Here is a 22268-nt window from a genome sequence, read left to right as displayed (position 1 = left end):
CTCCTCCGACGGGTCGGCGGGAGGTTTTCTCGTGGACCACGCGGTTTACCACGTGCTCGAGCAGAGCCGGGAATACGAGGTCGATCTTGTCGTCACCGCCGGCCAGTGGCCGGACGGGCTGACCGGGTTCGCATTTGTCGTCGGGCCGGCCCAGCCGACGGTGCTGGACTTCGCGCCGAGCGGACCGGGAATGCTGACCCGGGTCGATCTGGCGAAACGCACCTGGCGGACCCGCCGAGTGGTCACCCCGGACCTGGCGATGCTCGGCGGGCTGCGTGCCGCACTGGCTCCGGAGGAGCTCCAGCGGCTGCTGACCGGCGCCCACCCGTCACTCAGCCACACCGCGCCGCACTTCTTCGGCGACCGGCTGCTGCTCACCGCCGACCGGCAGCGGCCGGTGGAGCTCGACCCGGTCACGATGACCTACCGGACGTTCCTCGGCGCGGTACACGAGTACCCCCAGGTCGGGGCGCACCCGCTGTTCCCCGGGGTGCAGACGACGTCCCACCCGGTGGTCGACCCCGACGAGGGCTGTCTGTGGTGGAGCAACATCCACCTGCGCCCGCGCGGCCGGTCGACCACCGACGTGGAGGGCCCGCTGTCGGTGGTGCGCTGGGACGGCCACGGTGAGCTGGAGACCTGGGAGGTACCCGGGGCGCGCATCACCCAGGGCACCCACGAGATCGCGGTGACCCGCGACTACGTCATCTTCACCGAGATCGGCTTCCAGCCGGAGCCCGGCAGCGTCGCCGGCCGCGGCCGCACCAGGCCGCACCTGCCGTTCACCGACATCTATCTGGTCGCCAAGCGGGACCTGACCCGTGCCCGGGTCGGCTCCGCCGTGCCGGTGACGCACGCGCGGGTCCCCTACGAGTCGTTCCACGAGTTCGCCGACTACGGCCAGGACGGCGACGACGTCACGATGTACGTCGCGCACTCGAACGGCTGGGACATGAACTACGCCATCACCCGCTCGGACACCGTTTGGCGCACCGGGGACAGGCTGCGCAGCTGCCTGTCCGGGTTCATGCCGACGCCGGTCGACGCCGCACCGGTCGGGCGGCACGTCATCGACGGCCGTACCGGGCAGGTGCGGCAGAGCAGGTACTTCCTCGACCCGCAGCGGCACTGGGGAACCCTGCTCTACGCCCGCGACACCCGCCCGGCGGCGCTCGAGCGGGGCCGCCACCTGTGGCAGGCGTACTGGGGCGCCACGCCCGACACGATGGTCTCGGCGATCGTCGAGATGTACGCCGACCATCCGTTCCGGGTGGTCGGCGTCGACGACCTGCCCACGACCGAGATCCCGTCGTCGCTGGTCTGCATCGACCTGGAGTCGATGACCGAGCAGTCGGCGTGGACGTTCCCGGCCGGGACGATCTGCGAGTCCCCGGTCTTCGTGCCGGACAAGGCCGGCGGCGATGGCTGGGTGGTGGTCTTCGTCAAGCATGCGGACCGCACCGAACTGCAGGTCTTCGACGCCCTGGCGCTGGATCTCGGCCCGTGCGCCGTGGTGACGGCGCCAGGCCTGCGAATGCCCGTGCTGTTCCACTCGGGCTACACGGAGACCATCCGCTCCCCCGGTACCGACTACCGGCGCTCGTTCGCCGCCGACCTCGGCACCGGATGGCGCGACCTCTCCCCGGCCGCGCGCGCCATCGTCACCGAGATCGTGGAGGCGTTCGGCTAGGACGCGCATCGCATCAGTCGTTGACTTTCACGGCGGCCAGCCTGTCGGGGTCGAGAATGAGGTCGATCTCGCTGATGCGGCCGTTGACGACGATGAATCCCACGACTGCGATCAGCCCGGCTCTGCCACGCGCGATCATGCCGGCGGCGCCGTTGACGAGGGCGGGTTCCCAGGGGCCGGCGAAGCGTGGGCCCTGGGCGGCGGCGTGGCTGGCGACGTCGCGTGCTCCGGTGAGCAGTGGTGGGGCGAGCCAGGTGCGGGGCCCGGTGTCGACCCGGAGTCTGACGTCCGGGTCGAGGAGTTCGACGAGCGCGGCGAAATCACCGTTGCGAGCGGCGGCGAGGAAGGCTTCGGCCACGCGACGTTGGGTGGGGAGGTCGGGATCCGGCCGGGTGCCGCTGCCCTGGACACGACGACGGGCGCGACTGGCCAGCTGCCGTGTCGCCGCCGGACTCTTCTCGAGGATGGGAGCGATGTCGTCGAACGGGACGCCGAACATGTCGTGCAGCACGAACGCGAGCCGTTCCGCCGGTCGAAGGTTGTCCAGGACGACGAGGAGCGCCAGGCCGACCGAGTCGGCCAGCAGGACGCGTTGTTCGGGATCGGGGGTGTCTGCCTCGGTGATGACCGGGTCGGGCAGCCACGTGCCGGGCAGGTCCTCGCGCCGCGCCCGGCGGGCGCGCAGCATGTCGACGCAGACGCGCCCGACGACGGTGGTCAGCCACCCGGCCAGGTTGTCGATCGCCGTCTCGTCTGCTCGGCTGAGCCGCAGCCAGGCTTCCTGCACTGCGTCGTCGGCGTCCGCGAAGGAGCCGAGCATGCGGTAGGCGACGGCGCGCAGCTGGCGACGTTGGCGTTCGAACTGTTCGGCGTACCAGGCGGCGCCGTTCGCGGGGGACGCGGGCTCGAAGGTCATGACAGGTGGTCGGCGGCGGGGTCAGTCACGGCCGAACGCCTCCCGCCGGATCACCTGTAGGAGTGTCGGGGCGTTCTCGCTGGTCGTGATCTCGACCGTCCGGCCGACGAACCGCTTCCCGGTGGCCTGCGTCAGCAGGCAGTGGGCCAGGTCGGCACGGCTGGTGAAGACTCCGTCCAGCGGGCCGTCGCTGACGGTGTAGCGCGAGACGTGGTCGGCATCGAACAGCCCCGAGGATCGGATGATCGTCCATTCCGCGTCACTCTCGCGGACGATCTGCTCCATGGCCCGCATGTCCGCGTACGTGGTCCTGCCGATCGTCCTGACGATCATCGGCTGCATGACCCGGTTGAGCAGGAACCCGCCCTCGCGGTGGGGGTGGGGTTCGACCGCCGTCGAGCTGACGACGGCCAGCCGTTTCACACCGTGCCGCGTCATCGCCTCGAGAATCTTCGCGGCGCCGCGGCTGTAGACGGTGATCGGGCCACGGGTGAACGGCACCCCCAGGCTGGACAGCACCGCGTCGGCGCCCTTGATCGCCGGCGCGAGGGCGGCCCCGTCGGACACATCGCCCCCGATGACGGTGAGCTGCTCACCGGCCAGCGGGAACTCCGCCGGGCAACGCGTCACCGCCGTCACGGCGTGGCCCGCGTCGAGTGCCTGTCGCACCAAGAGGCGCCCCGTGGCCCCGCTGGCTCCGAAGATCGTGATCTTCATACGCTTCCGTCCTTCGCCTGTGCTCGCGTCCGCGTGGCGGCGCGGTCTGGTTCCTGCGCGCTGCAGGCGCCCTGCGGATACGTCGAATCCAGGCAGGTCGGATGTGACAGATCCGCGGTGGATCGGCACGGGCGATCACGGAGGGCCCAAGGGCTGAACGCCCTTGAGGCTAGGTGAGGATGCCGTCGAACACGACGGTGATGAGCCGCCGCGCGGCCGCCGCCCGGTCGGTGCCGGCCGGCACCGCTTCGGCCGCGGCGTCGAGCATCGTCATGAACAGCACGAGATCCGGCGGTTCGAGACGGAATACGGCCCACCCTAACCGCCTGTAGTGAGATTCGCGACCCATTCCGAGTCTCGTTTCATCTCTCTATGCTCCGGTGCCATGAATAGCGGGCCACAAGGGCGGCGTCGATTCAGCGGGGAACGGTGTCTCGCGGCCATCCCATGTGTGGACCTCCCGCGCGTAGCCAGGGAGAAGACTGTGCAGAGAGCGTCCCCGCGGACGGCCAGCGTCGCGGACCGGAACCTGCGCTACCCCGACCACCTGCAGCGGCGGCTGCTCGGCGCCGGCATCCCGGTCTCCGTCGTCAACGCCGGGATCAGCGGGAACATGCTCCTGACCTAGCGGTGAGCCGTCGCAGGCGGGGCGCAGCGGGCTGCAGCGCTTCGACGAGGACGCTCTCGCGCGGGCCGGTGTCGCCGGGGTGCTGCTGCTCGAGGGCATCAACGACCTCGGGCTGACCCCCGCCACACCCGAGCAGGTCATCGCCAGATACACCCAGCTGATCGACCGGGCGCACGCGGCGGGCGTGAAGATCTGGCTGGGAACGATCACGCCCGCGTCCAACGCCATCATCGACGGCACTGGCATGGCGCCCGACAGCGAGAACTACCGCCAGCGGATCAACTCCTGGATACGCGGCCAGCGCCTCGCCGACGGGTTCGTGGACTTCGACGCGGCGGTGCGCGACCCCGCCGACCCTTCCACGCTGCTGCCAGCGCTGAGCCTCCCAGCCGAACGAGAGCGGACGAGCGACAGCCGGACGAGACAGCCGGACGAACGACAGCGGCCGGGCGCGTGGGTACGCGCCCGGCCGGTGTCACGGATCGGTGGGGTCAGCCCCGGTTCGAGGCGCCCCGCGGGACGTCCCGGAAGGCCACCCCGCGGTCCTTCGCCGGCTCGCGGGGCATGCCGAGCACCCGCTCGCTGACAACGTTGCGGGCCATCTCGGTGGTGCCGCCGCCGATGCAGCTCACCTGCCGCAGCAGGAAGTCGTTGCCGCACTCGGCGGTGGCGCCGTCGTCGTCCGTCCAGGCCGCGCTCGCCCCGCCGGCCAGGTTGAACGACAGGGTCGTGGTCCGCGCGGCCGTCACACCGGTGAACAGCCGTCCGATGGCCGCCGACTGGTCGGGCATCCGGCCGGACCGCAGGCCGCGGGACAGCCGCCCCTGCAGCGCGTGCGTGACGAGGTCGAGCATGCGGCCCTCACCGATGAGGTCGCGCGCCAACGGGTCGTCGAGCCGGCCGGCGTCGCGCGCGATCTCCACCAGGTGGGTGGCGCGGATCGTGCCGCGCGCCCCGTCGGCGGGAATGGTGACGAGCGGCGAGTTGTGCAGCATCCGCTCGTGGAACATCCACCGCGTGCCGACCGTCCAGCCGTCGTCGACCTCGCCGATGCGGTCGGAGTCCGGGACCCGCACGTCGGTGAGGAACTCCTGGCAGAACTCCTTGTTGCCGTTCAGCATCTCGATGCGGTGCACCTCGATACCCGGCTGGTGAATCGGCAGGATGAACACGGTCAGCCCGCGGTGCTTCGGGACGTCCCAGTTCGTCCGGGCCAGGACGAGGCCCCAGTCCGACCACCAGGCGCCGGTCGTCCAGATCTTGGACCCGTTCAGGATCCAGTCGTCACCGTCGCGGACGGCACTGGTCAGCGCGGCGGCGACGTCCGAACCGGCGCTCGGCTCGGACAGGAACTGCATCCACAGCTCCTCGCCCTTCAGAATGGCCGGGATGTGCTGGCGCTTCTGCTCCTCGGTGCCGAAGTCGAGCAGCACCGCGGCGCACGGAGAGAAGGTCGGCGCCTGGATGTCCGCGGGATACTCGTAGCCCGAGATCTCCTCGCTGAAGGCCCGCTGGTGGTCCGGGGTGAGCCCCTGGCCGCCGTATTCACGGGGGAAGGCGATCCCGGCGAAACCCGCGTCGAAGAACATCCGCTGGATCTCGCGCTGGCGCGCGACCGCGGCGAGCTCCGCCTCGTCGCTGGCACCCGCGCGCATCACGCCGATCCCGCTGCCCGCCGGGAGCGGCGCGAGGTTGGCCCGGATCCAGTCCCGCGCCCGGCGGCGGAAGGTCTCGACGTCCTCGATGTCGCCCGTGCTCATGCCCGCTCCTTGAGATGTTCGACCACGCCGGCGATCCGCTGCCGGTGCTCGGCGGGGGTGCCGTACAGCGCGCGGTCGAGGACGACCCGGCGCAGGAAAAGATGCAGATCGTGCTCGAAGGTCACGCCGATCCCACCGTGGATCTGGACGCAGTCCTGGAGCAGCTCGACTCCGTACTCACCGATGAACGCCTTCGCGGCACTGACCAGCTCGGGGGCGTCCGGCGACTCCGCGCCGACGGCGCTCGCCGCCGTGTCGCTGATGGCGTGCGCCGCCTCCAGCCACGACTTCATGTCCGCGAACCGGTGCTTGAGCTCCTGGTAGGAGGCCAGCGGCCGGCCGAACGAGTAGCGCTCGAACGCCCACTGCACCGTCATGTCGAACGCGGCCTGCATCGAGCCGACGCTCTCCGCGCAGAGGATCACCAGGGCCAGCTGGAGCTGACGCTCCACCTGCTCCGCGGCCCCGCCGAGCTCACCGACCAGGGCGCTCGCCGGCACCCGCACCCCGTCGAACCGGACGGTCGCGAACCGGCGGGTCAGGTCGACGGTGCGCAGCGGCTCAACCGTCAGGCCCGGCGTGTCGGTCGGGACGAGCACCTGGGTGAGACCCGCCTCGCTGCGCCCCGTGACCAGCAGGAACTGGGCCACGCCCGCCGACTCGACCGGGCGCTTGACCCCGTCGAGGACGATCTCGTCGCCGTCCACCCGGCAGGTCAGCTCCACCGTGCCGAGACGATCGTTCGGCGCGGGCTCGCCGTAGCACCACGAGGCGATCGCCGTGCCGTCCAGCAGCCCCGCCAGGACGGCCTCGTGCGCCGCGCCGCCGACGGCGCTCAGCGCCGCCGCGACGACGTTCGTCGGCACCAGCGGTCCGGGCGCCGCCCGGAGCCCGAACTCGTGCGCGGCCACGGTCAGGTCGACCAGGCCCGCCCCACTGATAGAACCGCCGCCATTCTCCTCGGACACCAGCAGGGACGTCCAGCCGAGCTCGGCGCCGGCACGCCAGTAGTCCGCCTCGAACCCCGAGGCGTCGTTCCGCAGCCGCCGGATCGTCTCTGTGGGCACCCGGTCGGTCAGATACCGAGCCGTCGCCTCCCGCAGGACTTCCTGATCGGGATCCAACTCCAGCAGCACAGTCTGTTACCTCCACGACGCTTGAGGCCCTCGCGCGCCACCTGGCACCGCAAGAGGTCAGACTGAAAACGTATAGCGATTTTTGACAGAACTTCAACAGTTACACCGGTACCGCCGCGAACCCCCGATCCAGCCCACCATGTGGTGACGGAGACCGGCTTGTCCGGCTGCGTCTGGGCCGGAATGCGACGGCCGGTGGCTGGGCGGTCGCCGGACGAGGCCGGCGACCGCGGGCGGCGCGGCGGTCAGGAACCGGCGTTGTAGACGACCTTGCTCGGCGTGATCCGGACGATGATCCGCTGCTCGCCGGGCTTGCGGAACGGGTAGCTGTCGACCCCGAGGTACTTCTTGGCCAGCCGGTCGATGTGGGCGTCGGCGCCCTCGGTGTCGAGTGTGGCCGTCCCCGTCACGCTCACCAGGTGGTAGCGGTCTTCCGGGTCCAGCACGCCCACGGACACCCGCGGGTCCTTGCGCAGGTGCTTCTCCTTGACCCGGCCGACCGCGGTGTTGAACAGGACATCGCCGCCGTCGACGTCGACCCAGACCACCGTGCTGTGCGGCGAGCCGTCCGCTGTCAACGTGGTCACCCACCCGTGGAAGGGCTTCTCCAGCAGTTCCTTCGCCCCGTCATCGAGCTTGCCCATGTCCTACCTCCGTCGTCGCGAGGCCGGCGATACGGCGGCATCGACCACCGCACGCGACGCACCTCTCCTGGACGACGCCACCCGTCGTGAACGTCGCCACCCGCACGCTCAGCGGCGCCGGACCATCGTGATATTCCCGCACCCGCACCCGCGCCACCCACCCGGCGCCCGCCGGTCCGGCCCGTCAGCCGGCGACGTCCGTGGTCGCGGTGACCTCCTCGGTCCCGTCCTCGGTGACGTCGAAGTCGTACTCGAGCGGCACGATCAGCCGGTAGGGCAGGAAGGCCAGCTCCTCGTAGGCCCCGCGGTGCGCGGGGAACCGGCCGACGGCCCGCCAGTACCGCTTGGCCTCCTCGATCCGCCCCATCACCAGCTCGGGCGGGTCCTCGCAGAGCAGCATGTGCAGCACGAGATCCGACCCCGGTGCCGCGTCGACAGCCTCGCCCCCGCCGGCCTCGTCTCCGCTGGTCTCGCTCCCACCGGCCTCGGCCCCGCCGATCTCGTCCGCCCACTTCAGCCGGACGGCGCCGAGGAGGCCGGGCACGGCCGCCAGGTCGGGCAGGTGCACCCGCTCCCACCAGTCCACCGCCTCGCCCAGCCGGGCCGCCGACGGCGCCCGCCCGAGCGCCACGATCACCCCTCGGTGCGCGAGATACGGGACGGCGACGGGGCGCACCAGGCACCCCGGGCGGCTCCAGGCCGCGGCGACCCGCCACCGCGAGCTGTGACGAGGCCGCCCGATCCGCCAGAAGCGCCCGCCTTTGAGGAGCGTCCGATCCAGGGCGAGCCAGCCTTCGCGGGCCTGCTCGCTGGTCATCTCCAGCGGACCGCCGAACCAGTAGGTGGTCAGGTACGGCGGATACCCGCCGAGCAGGTCGGACCGGACGACCCCCGGCGCTTCCCGCAGGTCGCGGGGGGCGACGTAGCGACGTCCCAGGAGCACGTCGGGCTTGGCCAGGTGCTCGGGCATGTGGTCGAGGTCGTACCACCGGTTGTACTCGACCGTGCACTCAGCCGGGATCTCCAGCAACGCCAGCATCATCCCGTCGATCTCCACAGCAACCGACCCCCTCGCGTCCAACGGGACACCATCAAACCGGGCTCCAGCCCCCAGAGCACCTCACCCACCCGAACCCGGCCATCCAGCGACTTCCGCGACCGCGGCTACCGGGGACCGGGCCGGCTCCGGGGCCGGGAGCTGCGGTTCGGGGCTGTGAGCAGGGCTGCGAGCAGGGTGGGAAGTGGCGCAGGGGTGGCGGGAAGCATGGGGTTGGGGCGAGGCTGGGGATGAGCGTTGACCTTTTCCGACTCCCGTGGATGAATATTGATGTCGACGTCGATGTCGGACAGTTTCCCCCGGGCTCCCGTCGACCGCGGTCCCGCTCCCGTCCGCCCAGCACCGGCGAAGGAGACCCGATGCATCCCGACAACGCGACCGACAGCCCGACCACAAACCCGACCGGCAGCGCGGGTAACGGCGCGGCCGGCAGCGCGACGCGGCCCGAGCAGGTCGGCTACGAGGCCGAGCACGTCGACTACGAGGTTGTTGACGAGCACATCGCCGTCATCACACTGAACCGGCCGCAGGCCGCCAACGCGCAGAACGCCAAGGTTCTGCGCGAGCTCGACGAAGCCTGGCAGGCCGCCGACGCCGATGCCGAGGTCCGGGTCATCATCCTGAGATCGACCGGGAAACACTTCTCGGCCGGCCACGACATGTCCGGCACCGAGAGCGACGTCCCGCGCCCGGCCTGGACGCCCGACAGCGGCTACGACTGGGAGACCCGGCACTACCTGCACTATGCGAAGACCTGGCGGGACATCCCGAAGCCGTCGATCGCCGCCGTCCAGGGCAAGTGCATCGCCGGTGGGCTCATGCTCTGCTGGCCCTGCGATCTCATCGTCGCCGCCGACAACGCCGAGTTCTCCGACCCCGTCCTGCACATGGGCATCGGCGGCGTGGAGTACCACGGTCACACCTGGGAGCTCGGGGCCCGCAAGGCCAAGGAGCTGCTGTTCACCGGCGGTCCCGTCACGGCCGCCGAGGCGCTCGGGCTCGGCATGGTCAACAGGGTCGTCCCGCTCGACGACCTGTACCCGGCCACCCTGGAGCTTGCCCGCCGCATCGCCCGCCAGGACCCGTTCGCGCTGCGCATGGCCAAGCGCGCCGTCAACCACACCCTGGACGTCCAGGGTTTCAGCACCGCCGTCGACTCGGTGTTCGACATGCACCACCTCGCCCACGCCCGCGCCGCGCTGCGGAACAACGGGACTCCCTCCCTCGCCGGGCTGACGTCCATGAAGAACCGCGGCAGGTCCTCGTGACGGCGGCCGTGACCGAGCCGCGTGGCGCCGGGGCGTCCGTCTTCGTCAGCAACGGCGGGGTCCGGTTACACGTGCTCGACAACGGGCTGCTCGGCGCCGCCGCGCCGCCGGTCGTGGTGGTGCCGGGCATGGGCGAGTCCGCGGCCGAGTACGGCTGGCTGCTCGACCAGCTCGGTGAGCGGCGGGCTGTCGTCGTCGACCTGCGCGGGCGGGGTGGCAGCGACGCGCCGGCCAGCGGGTACGCGTGGGAGGACCACATCAGCGACCTGGGCGCGGTCATCAGCGCGCTCGAGGTGGAGCGGCCGGTTCTCGTCGCGTTCTCCCGCGGGTCGTCCTACGCGCTCGGGTATGCGCTCGAGCATCCGGAGCAGGTGCGTGGGCTGGTGGTCGGCGACTACGGGGCACGGCACGTGCGCCCGCCCGACGCCGTCGTCGAGCGGCAGCTGCGGGCGGAGATCCGCGGCGTGCCGATGATCGACCGGATGGCGGAACACGCGGCACGAGCGGTCTTCACCGAGAGCCGGGACGTACCACTGTGGAACCGGCTTTCCGGGCTGAACTTTCCCGTCCTGGTGATCAGGGGCGGGCGCCGCAGCACGGTGGTCACCGACCAGGTCGCCGACCAGTGGCGCCGCGCGCTGCCGGCGGTCGAGATCGCGACCATCCCCGGCGCCGGCCACGACCTGTGGAGCGGTGATCCCGACGCCTACCTCGCAGCCCTCATCCCCTTCCTGGACCGGCTCACCGACGTCGGCCGGGACGGTGCATGAGCGCATAGCGGACCTCGCCGACCCCGGGCCGGCGGACACGCTGGTCGACCTGGGCGCCGGCCACGGCGACACCCTCGCCGCGATCACCCGCCGGTCCCCCTTGGCGCGGCTGATCGGGCTCGACCTGAACCCCGAGCCACTGCGCCGTCTCACCGACGCGCTGCCCGGAGCAGGGGCCGTCCAGCATGATCTGAGCGGGCCGCTGCCGTTCGCCGACGGGCGCGTCGACATCGTGATCTCCAACAACACGTTCGAGTGCCTCACCGATCCGGCGGCGCTGCTGGAGGAGATCGCCCGCGTCCTGCGGCCGAGTGGGCGGGCGGTGCTCGGCCACACCGACTTCGAGACGATCGCCATCGCGATCGCGGACCGCGACCTGGCCCGCCGGGTGCTACTCACCTACGCGGAGCTGCCGGTCCCCTACGAGTACATGGCGGCCACCGACCCGCAGCTGGGACGTCGCCTCGCGGGCCTGGTGCGACGCAGCCCGCTGGCGCTCGAGTCCGTCGAGGCGCACACGACCGTCTCGCCGACGCTCGCGGAGGCCATGCCGCTCCGGCTGGGCGAGATCCACGACGCCGTCCACCGCTGCGCGGACCGCGGTTTGGGCCACGTGAGCCTGGACGAGCTCGCGGAGTGGAGCCGCCAGCTCCGGGCGGCTCAGGACGACGGCGACTTCCTGTTCAGTGAGACCGCGTACATCGTCACCGCCCGCCGGGCCGGGTGACCCGGCTCCGTCGTGTCGGGCTCAGTCAGGTGGGGGTCTGCCGTGGCGGGGCTGGAACACCGTTCGCGGGACCGTCCGGATCGGGGACGGCGAAGGCCCGGCGGGCGTGGGCGAGCAGTTCGCGGACGGCGGGGCTGGCCGGGGCGCGCCAGACGAGGGTGAGCAGCGCCGGTAGGTCGAGGCCGTCCACGGGTAGCGCGACGAGCCGGTCGCCGTACGCCGCCACCATGGACGTGCTGAGGACGGCCACGCCCAGGCCCCGGCCGGCGAGGTCGGCGATGGCGTCCGGCGCGCTGGCCTGCAACGTGATTCTGGGGTGAAGGTCGCAGGTCTGGCAGGCCCGGTCGAACACGGTGCGCAGGCCGGTACCGGGGGGCATGCACACGATCGGATGCCGACACAGGTCACGCAGGGTGATCCGGGGCCGCTCCGCCAGGAGGTGACCGGGCTGGACGGCCGCCACCAGCCGCTCCTCGACGATCGTCAGCGCCCCCAGTCCCTCGGGGGCCGGGGCGGCGCTGCCCACCAGGGCCAGGTCGACCGTCCCGGCACGGACCTCCGAGACGAGCTGGTCGGAGTTGCCTTCCAGCAGGGAGACGTCCACCCCTGGGTGGGCACCGCGGAAACCGGCGAGGGCGTCGAACAGCGGCGTGACGGTGCAGCCGGTGACCATCCCGACGGTGAGCTGGCCGCGGATCAGGCCGGTGACCTCGCCGACCGCCTGGCGCAGGGCCGCGGTGGCGGCGAGCGCGGCACGCGCACATTCCAGCGCGGCCTCCCCCGCGGGGGTGAGCGTCGCGGCGCGACCGGACCGGTCGAACAGCTCGGCGCCGAGATCCCGTTCGAGCTGGCGGATCTGTGCGCTGACTCCGGACTGGCTGACGTGGCTGCGCTCGGCCGCCCGGGTGAAGTTCCGCTCCTCGGCGACCGCGACGAAGTACTCCAACTGGCGCAGCTCCATAAGCAAAGATGCTAGCTGCGAGCAGATCCATCTGTTGGACTTCTGGCTCCCCCGGTCCCAGGCTGGACGGCAGGACACAGCCGACCAGGGAGAAGCCATGCAGCAGCAGCACGCGGACCGCCAGGAACGGGGCTACCAGGACTACGAGAAGGCGATGCGGCCCGAGGACATCACCCGGCTGTTCGTCGAGCGTTCCAACGCCGGTGACGCCACCGGCGTCGCCGCGCTCTACGAGGAGAACGCGGTGCTGGCCTACCCGCCCGGCGGCCGGACGGTGGGCCGGGAGGCCATCCGGGAGCTGTGGGCGGCAGTGCTGGCCGGCGGCCCCCGCTTCGAGCCGGAGCAGCCGCTGCCCACCCTGGTCAGCGGCGACATCGCGCTCACGTCGACGCCGCCGAGGGACGGGACCGGCGCCAGGGCGCAGGTCGTCCGCCGCCAGCCGGACGGGAGTTGGCTGCGGCTGCTCGACCAGCCCGAGTTCAACCCGCCGGCACGCTGAGCGCGTGGGCCCACGCCCACGGGCGGTCAGGCGTCCACGGTGGTCATCCGGGCACGGTGGACGTCCGGGCGCGGCGGTCGTCCACGATGACCTGGAGGGCGATGGCGGCCCAGATCGGCAGGTTCAGCAGGACGACGGCCCAGGGCAGGGCGAGGCCGGCGGCGGCCGTCCAGGCGATCACGGCCAGCGCGCCGCAGGCGGCCACGACGACGCCGAGGTAGGTGACCGGCGCGGCCTCCAGCGGCGCGTGCAGGGCCCAGAGCAGCAGCAGGAACGCGATCAGGGGCAGCGCGACGGCGAAACCGGCGACGCCGTCCGAGGCGTGGATGCCGTGGACGAGTGTCTCCGCCGTGACCTCGAGGCCCGCGCCGAGCGCGGCGAGCGCGGCGAAGATCCCGTAGTGCCCGTAGCCCCAGTAGAACGACATCCCGCGGTGGGTGGCCAGGCCCCGGCCGGCGGGCGCGGCGAAGTACAGCCACCAGCAGCCGAACAGGGCTGCGAGCCCGCCGCCGCCGAGCAGGACGGTGTCGGTGGTGACGCCGGCCTCGACCGCCGGGGTGAGCGCGCGGGACGCCGCGAGCACGCTCTCACCGAGCACGATGATCGTGAACAGGCCGTACCGCTCGGCGATGTGGTGCGGGTGCCAGGTGGTCACCGTGTGCCGCTCGGCCCACAGCGGGACGGCCAGCTCCAGCACGACGAGCACGAAGAAGCCGACGAACCCCGCGGTCTCGGGCAGCGCCAGCCGGGCCAGCCAGCCGGCCTGGATCACGACGGTGCCGGCGGCGTAGCGGTAGGCGGTCGCCCGACTCGCCGGGTCGCTGTGCCCGGCGCGCAGCCACTGCGTCACCATCGCCGCCCGCATGATGACGTAGCCGGCCGTCACCGCGGTGAAGTCGGTGTCCTCGAACGCGGCGGGCACGCCCGCGGCGAGCACGAGCACGCCGCCCATCTGCAGCAACGTCAGCAGCCGGTACGGGACGTCGTCGCAGTCGTAGGCGGAGGCGAACCAGGTGAAGTTCATCCACGCCCACCAGATGGCGAAGAAGACCATCAGGAAGCTGACGAGGCCGTCCCCGACGTGGTCGTCGGCGACGGCGTGCGCCAGCTCGACCGCGGCGGCTGCGACGGCGACCACGAAGGTCAGGTCGAACAGCAGCTCCAGCGGGGTCGACGCCCGGTGGCTCTCGTCGGCGGAGCGGGCCCCCATCGGCACCCGCCATCGGCGCCCGACGGGGGCGGTCAGCTCGGACGTCTCCGGCACGGTCGGCCCCTTCGTGATCGTTCACGGACGGCCATCGGCGAGCATGACCGTTCAGGTGGGAGCGCTGGAGATCACCCGGATCGCCGCCGCGCGCCTGGCGACATTCTGCGTGCATCAAGCACCAGCCGCCCAGGTCAGAGGGCCACCATTCCCCCGCGCGAGGTCAGCTCCCGTTGCACGAGAGCGCCGGGTAGTGCCGCTCATGCCGCTTCACCTTTCGGTGAGGCACCCCGGGTCTGACCGGTCTTGGCCGTGCCCGGTTCCCGCTTCACAGCCACCCGCCGCCGCGCCGGTGGTGCTGGCGCGTTGGTCTTACGGTCGGCTCCACGGGCTGTTTTAACGTCGCCGATGTACTCGCGGTCGACGAGCCGAGCCAGGTTGACCGCCGCGTTCTCGTCGCGGTCGATCACCAGCCCGCAGGACGGGCAGGAGAAGGTGCGGTCCGACAGTGTCAGGCTTGGGTTTCGCCAGCCACAGCCGGAACAGGTCTTCGAGCTTGGGTACCAACGGTCCGCGACGTGCAGGTGCGCGCCATGCCAGCCGGGCACGTACACCTGCGTCCTGGTCTTCGGGTCGCGAACCCACCGGCCGCACTTGTACTCCAACTGGCGGCGCAGTTCGCCCATCCCGACGTCGGAGACCGCCTTCGCCAGGCTGTGGTCACGCACCATGCCGGCGACGTGCAGATCCTCGATGACCACCGTGTGGTGGGTCCGGGCGAGGTTGGTGGTGACCTTGTGTAGCCCGTCGCGCCGCTGGTTGGCGGTGTGGGCATGCTGTTTCGCCAGGTCGGTGGCGAGCTTGCGCCTGCCGCTGCTGCCCGGCTGTGACCGGGCGTAGGCGCGGGAGGTCCTGCGGAGCTTCTTCTCGACCTGCACGGTGAACGACACGAACCAGCGGCCAGCCGTGCGGGACACGGCCGCGCCGAGGAGGCGGGCACGGCCGTCGCCGAGCAGGGCGGTGAGCGCGCCCATCGGCTCGTGGACCTTCACCCGGCCGATCCGGGGCAGTTTCACATGCCGGTCCCCGTCCGGACCGTAGGAGCCGGTGGTGTACCGGAACGAGTCACGGTCCTTCCCGCGCTTTTTGAACCGGGGGAAACCGGCCGTGCGGCCTTTCCGTTTGCCCTTGCGGGAGTCGGAGAAGTTCTTCAACCCGGCGGCCAACTGCGCCAGCCCGGCGGAGAACGCCTCCTTCGAGCACTCCGCCCACCACGGCGCGATGTCGTTCTTCACCGTGTTCCAGGCCAGGCGCAGCGCGGGCAGCGTCCACGGAACCGCGGTGAGCAGGTCGCCGGCCAGCCCGTAGGATTCCTCGGCCTCGCGCTGCGCCAGCGCGGCCTTCACCCGAGCCAGGCCCCAGTTGAACGCGAACCTGCACGCGCCCGCGTGCCGGCGCAAGCCGGCACGCCCGACGTTGTTCGGGTCGAGCGCGAACCGGTACGCCTGCAGCGTCGTCTTCACATGGCTGCCTCGGTGGCGGCCGCGACGGCGCGAGCGGCCCGGTTCGCGGCGCCGCGGCGGCCATAGAGCCGGGCGCACATCGACGTCAGGATCTCGGTGATGTCCCGTACCAGGTCGTCGTCGACCTCCGAGGGATCGACGACCAGCAGCCGCCGGCCGCTGGCGGCAAGCGCGGCCTCGACATACTCGGCGCCGAACCAGGCGAAGCGGTCCCGGTGCTCGACGACGATCGTCGTCACCTCCGGGTCACGCAGCAACGCGAGGAACTCCCGGCGGTGCCCGTCCAACGCGGAACCGACCTCGGTCACGACCTTGCCGACGGCCAGGTTCTCGCCGGCGGTCCAGCGGACGATCCGGGCGACCTGCCGGTCAAGGTCCGATTCCTGGTCAGCGGACGAGACACAGGCATAGACCACCACCGTCCCCGACGGGACCGATCGCGCGGGCTCGTCGACGAGGATCAGCCCGCCGACCCGACGGGCAGGAACCGGAAGCCTGCCGTCAAGGAACCACTGGCGGGCGGTGGAGTACCCGACCCCGTTCACCGCAGCCCACTCCTTGAGGTTCACACCACCGCCATACAGCGCTATCTGACACCATCCAGCGCTAACACGACAGCAGTTTTCACCCCCGCGCAGGGTCAGCCGGGCGGCAGCCGGATACCGAAGACGGCGCCGCCTTCGGGGGCGTGCCCGGCGAACGGCTCACCGCCGAGGCGGCGGGCCAGCCCGGCGACGAGCGCCAGCCCGACGCCGGTCGAGACGGGCCGGCGGCCCCGGTAGCGCTCGAACAGCGCCGAGCGGTCGAAGGCCACGGCGAGGTCGTCGGCGGTGAGGCCGGGACCGCCGTCCCGCACCTCGAACACCGCCTCCGGGGGGACCACCACCCCCTGAGGGACCACTGCCCCCTGGGGACCGCCGCCCAGCGCCATCACGATCGGCGCGCCGGCCGGGACCACCCGCAGCGCGTTCTCGGCCAGTCCGTCGACGATCTGCCGGAAGCGGACCGGGTCGGTGACCACCGGCACCGGCCCGTCCGGCAGCTCGACCCGCAGCTCGACGCCGGCCGCCGTGCACCGCGGCCGCCAGACCTCCACCGCCCCGGCCACCAGAGCGCCCAGGTCCACGGGCGCGAGGTCGACCCGGAAGTCGTCCGCGCCGAGCCGGGCGAGGTCGAGCAGGTCGGTGACGAGCCGGTCGAGACGGCGGGCCTCCCCGAGGATGATCCGACCGGTGCCGGCGGTGTCGGCCGGCTCGGTCACGCCGTCCGCGAGCGCCTCGGCGAAACCCTGGACGGCCGTCAGCGGGGTGCGCAGCTCGTGCGAGACGGACAGCAGGAACCTGCGCTGCCGGTCCTCGCTGACGGCGAGAGCCGCGGCGAGGCCGTCGAGGGCGGCGCCGACGTCCGCCACCTCGGCCGGGCCGCGCGGACCGCCGGTGCCGACACGGATGTCGCGCCGGCCCGCGGCGAGCTGGTGGGCGGCGTCGGCGAGGCGCCGCAGCGGGCGGGCGAGCCGGCGCGCCAGGACGGCGCCGGCAACGGTAGCGGCGGCAAGGCCGCACACCAGCGCGATCCCGAGCCGCCGCAGGACGGCGCCGGCGAGCTGACGACTCTCGGACGCCGGTTGCACGAGCGCGATCGCGCCGCCGTGGGCGAGCGGCCGGCCGACGACGATCACCCGCCGGCCGCCGACGGTGCGGGCCGTGCCGACCTCCGCACCGGCGGCGACCCGGGCGAGGACGTCGGCCGGGAGCTCGAGGCCCCTGCCGCCACCGGGCCCCTGGCGCGCGGTCGGACGGCCGTCCGGGGCGACCCGGACGAAGGTCACCCGCTGGGCGGCGATCGTCCTGGTCACCCCGGCGCGCAGGTCGGCGGTCGCGTTGGGACGGTCGTAGAGCGCGACGACGACATCCGCCTGCCGGCCGAGCGCGCGGCGGGCCTCGTCGTCCGCGGCTCCGCCGACGAGACCGGCGAAGATCGTGCCGGTGAGCAGGACCGCGAGCGCGGCGACGGCGGTCGTCGCCAGGGCGATCCGCACCGCCAGCCCGGCGGGCCGCCGATTCCGCGGGTTCGGGCGGCTCCCGGGGTCAGGCATCGGCGGTGTACCCGACGCCGCGGACGGTGCGGATCGGGCTGGCCGGGCCGAGTTTCGCCCGGACCTGGGCCACGTGCACATCGACGGTCCGGGTGCCGGCGCTCGCCTGGTAGCCCCACACGTCGGCGAGCAGGCGGTCCCGGGTGTGGACCAGGCCGGGACGGCGCAGCAGGGCCGCGAGCAGGTCGAACTCGGTGGTCGTGAGGGTCACCTCGCGGTCGCCGGCGAGCACCCGCCGCCGCCCGACGTCAAGCACGACGACCCCGGCGCGCAGCACCGGGCCGCCGGCATTGGCGTCAGGACCGGCACCGGCACCAGGACCGGCAGGCGCACCGGCGGCGTCGGTCGACCGTGCGAGCGCGGCGGGCCCGCTGGTGCGCCGCAGGACGGCGCGCAGCCGCGCGACCAGCTCGCGGGGCGAGAACGGCTTCGTGACGTAGTCGTCGGCGCCCAGTTCCAGGCCGACGACGCGGTCGACCTCGTCGTCGCGGGCCGTCACCAGCAGCACCGGCACCCAGTCACCGTCGGCGCGCAGGGCCCGCAGCAGCTCACGGCCGTCCAGGCCGGGCAGGCGGACGTCCAGGATGACCGCGACCGGGGTGAGGGCACGCGCCGCCGCCAGGCCGGCCGGACCGTCGGCGCGGACCTCGACGGCGAACCCCTCCCGGACGAGGTACATGCGGATCAACTCGGCGATGTGCGCCTCGTCCTCGACAACGAGGACAAGCTCGGGAGCGTGGCTGTCCGCGTCCATCTGCGTGTGGGTGTCCACCTCAGTGAGTGTGCGGACACGGGAACGGAAGCCGGCTGGCCGGGGGCGGGACGGCCGGACGGCGGGCCACTCGCGGGACGGGCCGGGACTGGGACATGGTCAGAGAAACGCGAGGCGGGGGAAGCTCTCGTCGGACCCGAGCACGGTGCCCGCCTCCGTTCCCAGGACGCGCTCCAGCAGCGTCGCGTACACCGAGCGGAAGTCCGTGGTGACCCGCAGGTCGCCGTCGTCGAGGTCGGTGAGGGGGGGCTGGTCGCCGAAGAAGCCGCCGCGCACCGGCCGCCCCAGGAGCAGGACGGGACCGGCGGTGCCGTGGTCGGTGCCGCCGCTGGCGTTCGCGGCGACCCGCCGGCCGAACTCCGAGTAGACCATCGTCGTCACCCCGCTCCCGCGGGGCGTGGCGGCCATGGAGCGGTGGAAGCGGGTCAGCGCGGCATCCAGCTGGCCGAGCAGGCGGGTGTGGGTGCCGTCTTCAGCGGCATGGGTGTCGAAGCCGCCCAGGCTCACCGAGTACACCCGGGTGGGCACCCCGGCGGTTATGGCGCGGGCGACCACGTCGAGCTGGGCGCCGAGCTCGCCGCCATCGCCACCGCCTGCCCCAGGATCCCCGCCGTCGAGCTGGCCCTGGGTGCCGGCGTCGCGTTCCGGGGCGTCGGCGAGCACCGGGGCGAGCGCCCCGGCGACGGTGAACAGGTCCGCGCCGGATGCGGCGGCCCGGGCGGCCAGCGGGCTGTCGGCCGGGTCGGGGCGGTAGAGCGCGTGCAGGTCGGCTCCCAGCCGACCGCTGGGCGCGGCGAAGCCGCCGGTGGGTACCGCCGAGCCCACCGTGTGGTCGCCGACCAGCAGCGGCGGCAGCGTGGGGCCGATCGCCAGCGCCCGCAGCGGATCGGCGCCGCCGGCCTGCCCACCCGCCGGGCTGGCCGTCGAACCGCCTGCCGGACCGCCCGTCGCGCCGCCTGTCGCGCCGTTCTTGGCAGCCAGCGCGTCGAGCCAGCGCCCGATCCAGCCGGACGTCGACGCCGTCCGCGGTGACGCCGTCTGCCAGATGGCCATCGACCGGAAGTGGCTGTGATCCGGCTCCGGGTAGCCGACGCCCCGCACGACCGCGAGGCGGCCCTCCTTCCACAGCCCGGCGAGCCCGGGGAGCGCCGGGGCGAGCGCGAGGCCGTCGGCCAGCGGGTGGACGTCCGGCTCGGCAGGCGCGAGGTCGCCGCGTGCCTGCCGGTAGGCCGGGTCCTGGAAGGGGATGACGGTGTTCAGGCCGTCGTTGCCGCCGTAGAGGGTGACGACGACCAGCACGCCGGTGCCCGCGGCCAGCGGGCGGTCGGCGGCGGCGCCGTGCAGGGCGTCCCAGCTGAGCACCCCCGCGCCCGCGGCGAGGGCCCCGGCTCCGGTGACGCCGGAGGCGATGAGGAAGCGGCGGCGGCTGAGCGGCATGGCGTTCTCTTCCTTCGGATCGGCCTCGGATCGGCCTGGGCCCGGAGGCGTTCCGGGTAACGGACGGGGCGCACGGGCCTGGCGCGTCAGGTGACGAGGTACTCCGGGGCGAGCAGGGCGAGGGTGACGAGCCGGGGCGGGTCGGCGGCCGCGGCGGACAGCGCGGAGCGGGTGCGCGCGCTCCATGCCGGCACGGACAACAGCCGGGCGACGGCGTCCACCCGCTCCGCGGCCGGGACGTCCGCCACGGCCGAGATGTCGGCCGCGTCCACGACCGCCGCCGCGAAGCGGGTCCGGACCAGGCTCGCCGCGGTCGTCAGCCACGCGCCGCCCGCCGGCCAGCCGCCGACGCTGGGCGGCGCGAACGGGACCTGGCCGAGCCCGCGCAGCACTGTGGCCAGGCGCGCCGGCGCGGCGGCACCGCCCGTCCCGGGCGCCGGGACGGTGATCCGCAGCGCGCGGAGCACGCCCACCACGTAGTCGATCGGCGGCGCCACCAGACGCCCGGCGGTGGCTTGGAAGCCGGGCGCGAGGAGCATCGCCCGCAGCGCCGCGCCGGTGTCGAGCCCCGGCCCGTAGGCGGTGAGCAGCGGAGTGAGCGCCTGGTCGGCGGGTGCCACCGGTGCGGCGTACCGGCTCCACAGCCGGGAGCACACCCAGCGCGGCGAGGCCGGGTCGTGGGCGAGCAGGCTGACGACGTCCTCACCGCCGAGATCACCGGTGTGGCCGAGGATCGTCTTGGTGCCCGAGTCGTGCTGCGCCGCGGCGACGGTGAAGCGGCCGGTGCGGCCGGCCCGCCAGCCGGTGAACGCCCGCGCCGCCTCCCGGACGTCGCGCTCCTCGTAGTTGCCGATGCCGAGGGTGAACAGCTCCATCAGCTCGCGGGCGAAGTTCTCGTTCGGGTGCTCCCTGACGTTGCGGCCGGCGTCCAGCCAGATCAGCATCGCCGGGTCGCGCGCGACGGCGAGGGTGAGCGCGTCGAACGGCCCGCGGCCGGACCGCCGGAAGATCTCGTTCTGGGCGAGCATCAGCGCCGGCGAGCGCACCTTCTGGATGGACGTCGCGAAGTGGCCGTGCCAGAAGAGCGTCAGCTTCTCGGTGACCGGGTCGGCGGTCGAGACCATCCGGCCGAGCCACCAGCCGATCAGCGCCTCGGTGCGCTCGCGCAGCCCGCGGGCGTACGCCGCGCGGGCGGTCCGGTCGGACGCGGGCGGTGGCCGGCGGTCGGCCTCGGCGTCCAGGTCGGGCGGGGGTACCGCCCCGGGGTCGGGGCGGTCGTGCGCGTCGAGCAGGCCCCGGGCCGCCGCCTCGTAGCCGGCCCGCTCGGCGGCGTCGAGCTCGTCGGGACGGGCCCCGAAGCCGGCCCGCCGGTACAGGAGCGCGAGCTCGGCCCGCACCCCGGTGGGGCTGTCGGTGGTGACCGCGGCTGCCATGACGACCATGGTGGCGTGCAAAGGTCAGCCGCCGGCGAGCGTCCTGTACGAATCGTGTAAGGATCCGCGCCCGGCCGGCGGACGGTGGCGCCCCGCCGCGGAACTGTGGGAGAAGCGGTTATGGACGGACTACAAGGAAAGATCATTCTGGTGGCGGGCGCGGCCACCGGGCTCGGGGCCGACTCGGCCGGACGGCTGGCCCGGGAGGGCGCCAAGGTCGTCGTCGGCGACCTGGACCTCACCGGCGCGGAACGGACGGCGGCGGCCATCCGGGAGGCCGGCGGCGACGCGGTCGCGGCGGGCTTCGACATCTCCGACGACGCCTCCGTCGCGGAGCTCGTCGCCCTCACCGTGCGCACCCACGGCGGCCTGGACGCCGTGCACGTCAACGCCGGTGACATGGGCGCCGTCCAGAAGGACAGCAACGTCGTCGACATCGACCTCGCGATCTGGGACCGCACGGTCGCCGTGAACCTTCGCGGTCACATGCTCGTCAGCCGGCACGCCATCCCGCGGCTGCTGGAGCGGGGCGGCGGCGCGATCGTCTACACGTCGTCCATCGCGTCGTTCACCGGCGAGCCGCAACGGCCCGCCTACGCGGTGACCAAGGCGGGCATCAACGCGCTCGCCCGGCATGTCGCCTCCCGGTGGGGCACCGAGGGGATCCGCGCCAACGCGGTCACGCCCGGCCTGATCCTCACCCGCGAGATCCGGGACGGCGCGCCGCCGGACATGCTGTCCGCGATGCTGGCCCGCACCCGCAGCACCCGGCACGGCGAGGCGCGGGACGTCTCGAGCATGGTCGCCTACCTGCTCTCGGACGAAGGATCCTGGATCAACGGGCAGGTCGTGAACGTCGACGGCGGTACGGTCCTGCGCTGAACGCGGCAGGAGACGTGGCAGGCAGCGGCGTCAGGTATTCGGGCACCGGCACCGGGCTCGTGAAAATTCGAACAGGCCCGCGACCAGAGGCACGGCCGCGTGCCAGTGTGTTAGCGCCACCTAACAGCAGTCCGCATTGACGCGGCGTG

General features: G+C 72.9%; 22 protein-coding genes. 8 read left to right on the top strand and 14 right to left on the bottom strand.

The annotated features are described in order from the left end of the window. Window positions 1-31: 31 nt before the first annotated feature. Entirely contained in the window at window positions 32-1690 is a 1659-nt protein-coding gene (locus FRANEAN1_RS07975; protein ID WP_041253842.1) for a carotenoid oxygenase family protein, read from the top strand. Window positions 1691-1703: 13 nt separating this feature from the next. Here FRANEAN1_RS07975 and sigJ read toward each other — a convergent pair whose 3' ends face one another. Continuing rightward, a complete protein-coding gene (sigJ, locus tag FRANEAN1_RS07970; RefSeq protein ID WP_020459240.1) occupies window positions 1704-2606 on the bottom strand; it encodes an RNA polymerase sigma factor SigJ in 903 nt (300 codons plus the stop codon). A gap of 21 nt (window positions 2607-2627) precedes the next feature. Continuing rightward, entirely contained in the window at window positions 2628-3323 is a 696-nt protein-coding gene (locus FRANEAN1_RS07965; RefSeq protein ID WP_020459239.1) for an NAD(P)H-binding protein, read from the bottom strand. 484 nt (window positions 3324-3807) lie between these two features. Between FRANEAN1_RS07965 and FRANEAN1_RS43110 the strand changes: the two genes are divergently transcribed. Both FRANEAN1_RS43110 and FRANEAN1_RS38330 read left to right on the top strand, forming a co-directional pair. After that, entirely contained in the window at window positions 3808-3951 is a 144-nt protein-coding gene (locus FRANEAN1_RS43110) for a hypothetical protein (protein ID WP_347177028.1), read from the top strand. A gap of 31 nt (window positions 3952-3982) precedes the next feature. Further along, window positions 3983-4537, top strand: a complete 555-nt coding sequence (locus tag FRANEAN1_RS38330) for a GDSL-type esterase/lipase family protein (RefSeq protein ID WP_347177208.1) — start codon at window positions 3983-3985, stop codon at window positions 4535-4537. Here FRANEAN1_RS38330 and FRANEAN1_RS07955 read toward each other — a convergent pair. From FRANEAN1_RS07955 to FRANEAN1_RS07940, 4 genes are all read right to left on the bottom strand, one after another. Further along, window positions 4443-5711: an acyl-CoA dehydrogenase family protein gene (locus FRANEAN1_RS07955; protein ID WP_020459237.1), complete on the bottom strand. Its 1269-nt coding sequence runs from the start codon at window positions 5709-5711 to the stop codon at window positions 4443-4445. The genes FRANEAN1_RS38330 and FRANEAN1_RS07955 overlap by 95 nt on opposite strands. Continuing rightward, on the bottom strand, window positions 5708-6847 hold the full coding sequence (locus FRANEAN1_RS07950; RefSeq protein ID WP_020459236.1) for an acyl-CoA dehydrogenase family protein: 1140 nt from the start codon (window positions 6845-6847) through the stop codon (window positions 5708-5710). The genes FRANEAN1_RS07955 and FRANEAN1_RS07950 overlap by 4 nt, the downstream gene beginning before the upstream one ends. 245 nt (window positions 6848-7092) lie before the next feature. Beyond that, window positions 7093-7491 carry a PPOX class F420-dependent oxidoreductase gene (locus FRANEAN1_RS07945; RefSeq protein ID WP_020459235.1) on the bottom strand — a complete coding sequence of 133 codons (399 nt, stop codon included), beginning with the start codon at window positions 7489-7491 and terminating at the stop codon, window positions 7093-7095. A 184-nt stretch (window positions 7492-7675) separates the two neighbouring features. Beyond that, entirely contained in the window at window positions 7676-8572 is an 897-nt protein-coding gene (locus tag FRANEAN1_RS07940) for a hypothetical protein (RefSeq protein ID WP_347177027.1), read from the bottom strand. Window positions 8573-8907: 335 nt separating this feature from the next. Here FRANEAN1_RS07940 and FRANEAN1_RS07935 point away from each other — a divergent pair, with 335 nt between their 5' ends. From FRANEAN1_RS07935 to FRANEAN1_RS07925, 3 genes are read left to right on the top strand one after another with little or no spacing between them, the layout of a single operon-like run. Beyond that, window positions 8908-9816: an enoyl-CoA hydratase gene (locus tag FRANEAN1_RS07935; RefSeq protein WP_020459233.1), complete on the top strand. Its 909-nt coding sequence runs from the start codon at window positions 8908-8910 to the stop codon at window positions 9814-9816. Then, window positions 9813-10586, top strand: a complete 774-nt coding sequence (locus tag FRANEAN1_RS07930) for an alpha/beta hydrolase (RefSeq protein ID WP_020459232.1) — start codon at window positions 9813-9815, stop codon at window positions 10584-10586. Before FRANEAN1_RS07935 ends, FRANEAN1_RS07930 begins: the two co-directional genes overlap by 4 nt. Further along, window positions 10579-11313 carry a methyltransferase domain-containing protein gene (locus FRANEAN1_RS07925; RefSeq protein ID WP_020459231.1) on the top strand — a complete coding sequence of 245 codons (735 nt, stop codon included), beginning with the start codon at window positions 10579-10581 and terminating at the stop codon, window positions 11311-11313. The genes FRANEAN1_RS07930 and FRANEAN1_RS07925 overlap by 8 nt, the downstream gene beginning before the upstream one ends. Before the next feature lie 25 nt (window positions 11314-11338). Here the strand turns inward: FRANEAN1_RS07925 and FRANEAN1_RS07920 are convergent, their stop codons facing one another. After that, a complete protein-coding gene (locus FRANEAN1_RS07920; protein WP_020459230.1) occupies window positions 11339-12274 on the bottom strand; it encodes a LysR family transcriptional regulator in 936 nt (311 codons plus the stop codon). A 97-nt stretch (window positions 12275-12371) separates the two neighbouring features. Between FRANEAN1_RS07920 and FRANEAN1_RS07915 the strand changes: the two genes are divergently transcribed. Next, window positions 12372-12773: a nuclear transport factor 2 family protein gene (locus FRANEAN1_RS07915; protein WP_049795601.1), complete on the top strand. Its 402-nt coding sequence runs from the start codon at window positions 12372-12374 to the stop codon at window positions 12771-12773. A gap of 43 nt (window positions 12774-12816) precedes the next feature. On the opposite strand, the gene FRANEAN1_RS07910 is transcribed toward FRANEAN1_RS07915, so the two are convergent. The 7 genes from FRANEAN1_RS07910 to FRANEAN1_RS07880 all read right to left on the bottom strand — a co-directional run bounded on the left by FRANEAN1_RS07910 (window position 12817) and on the right by FRANEAN1_RS07880 (window position 21237). Further along, the gene (locus FRANEAN1_RS07910) at window positions 12817-14037 is read right to left on the bottom strand and encodes a low temperature requirement protein A (RefSeq protein ID WP_020459228.1); all 1221 of its coding nucleotides are present in this window, start codon (window positions 14035-14037) and stop codon (window positions 12817-12819) included. A 200-nt stretch (window positions 14038-14237) separates the two neighbouring features. After that, complete coding sequence (locus FRANEAN1_RS07905; RefSeq protein ID WP_020459227.1) at window positions 14238-15500, bottom strand: zinc ribbon domain-containing protein; 1263 nt, start codon at window positions 15498-15500, stop codon at window positions 14238-14240. Next, window positions 15497-16069: an IS607 family transposase gene (locus FRANEAN1_RS07900; RefSeq protein ID WP_041253839.1), complete on the bottom strand. Its 573-nt coding sequence runs from the start codon at window positions 16067-16069 to the stop codon at window positions 15497-15499. The genes FRANEAN1_RS07905 and FRANEAN1_RS07900 overlap by 4 nt, the downstream gene beginning before the upstream one ends. Window positions 16070-16140: 71 nt before the next feature. Next, the gene (locus tag FRANEAN1_RS07895) at window positions 16141-17595 is read right to left on the bottom strand and encodes a HAMP domain-containing sensor histidine kinase (RefSeq protein WP_020459225.1); all 1455 of its coding nucleotides are present in this window, start codon (window positions 17593-17595) and stop codon (window positions 16141-16143) included. Further along, on the bottom strand, window positions 17588-18349 hold the full coding sequence (locus tag FRANEAN1_RS07890; protein ID WP_041255651.1) for a response regulator transcription factor: 762 nt from the start codon (window positions 18347-18349) through the stop codon (window positions 17588-17590). Before FRANEAN1_RS07890 ends, FRANEAN1_RS07895 begins: the two co-directional genes overlap by 8 nt. A 117-nt stretch (window positions 18350-18466) precedes the next feature. After that, the gene (locus FRANEAN1_RS07885; protein ID WP_020459223.1) at window positions 18467-19804 is read right to left on the bottom strand and encodes a DUF1501 domain-containing protein; all 1338 of its coding nucleotides are present in this window, start codon (window positions 19802-19804) and stop codon (window positions 18467-18469) included. Between the two features lie 86 nt (window positions 19805-19890). After that, the gene (locus FRANEAN1_RS07880; protein WP_063748379.1) at window positions 19891-21237 is read right to left on the bottom strand and encodes a DUF1800 domain-containing protein; all 1347 of its coding nucleotides are present in this window, start codon (window positions 21235-21237) and stop codon (window positions 19891-19893) included. 120 nt (window positions 21238-21357) lie between these two features. Here FRANEAN1_RS07880 and FRANEAN1_RS07875 point away from each other — a divergent pair, with 120 nt between their 5' ends. Next, window positions 21358-22119, top strand: a complete 762-nt coding sequence (locus tag FRANEAN1_RS07875; RefSeq protein ID WP_020459221.1) for an SDR family NAD(P)-dependent oxidoreductase — start codon at window positions 21358-21360, stop codon at window positions 22117-22119. Window positions 22120-22268: the final 149 nt, after the last annotated feature.

Source organism: Parafrankia sp. EAN1pec (assembly GCF_000018005.1).
Lineage (GTDB): Bacteria > Actinomycetota > Actinomycetes > Frankiales > Frankiaceae > Parafrankia > Parafrankia soli.
The sequence above is the reverse complement of the archived record's forward strand: the minus strand, read 5'-3'. Positions and strand labels throughout refer to the sequence as shown.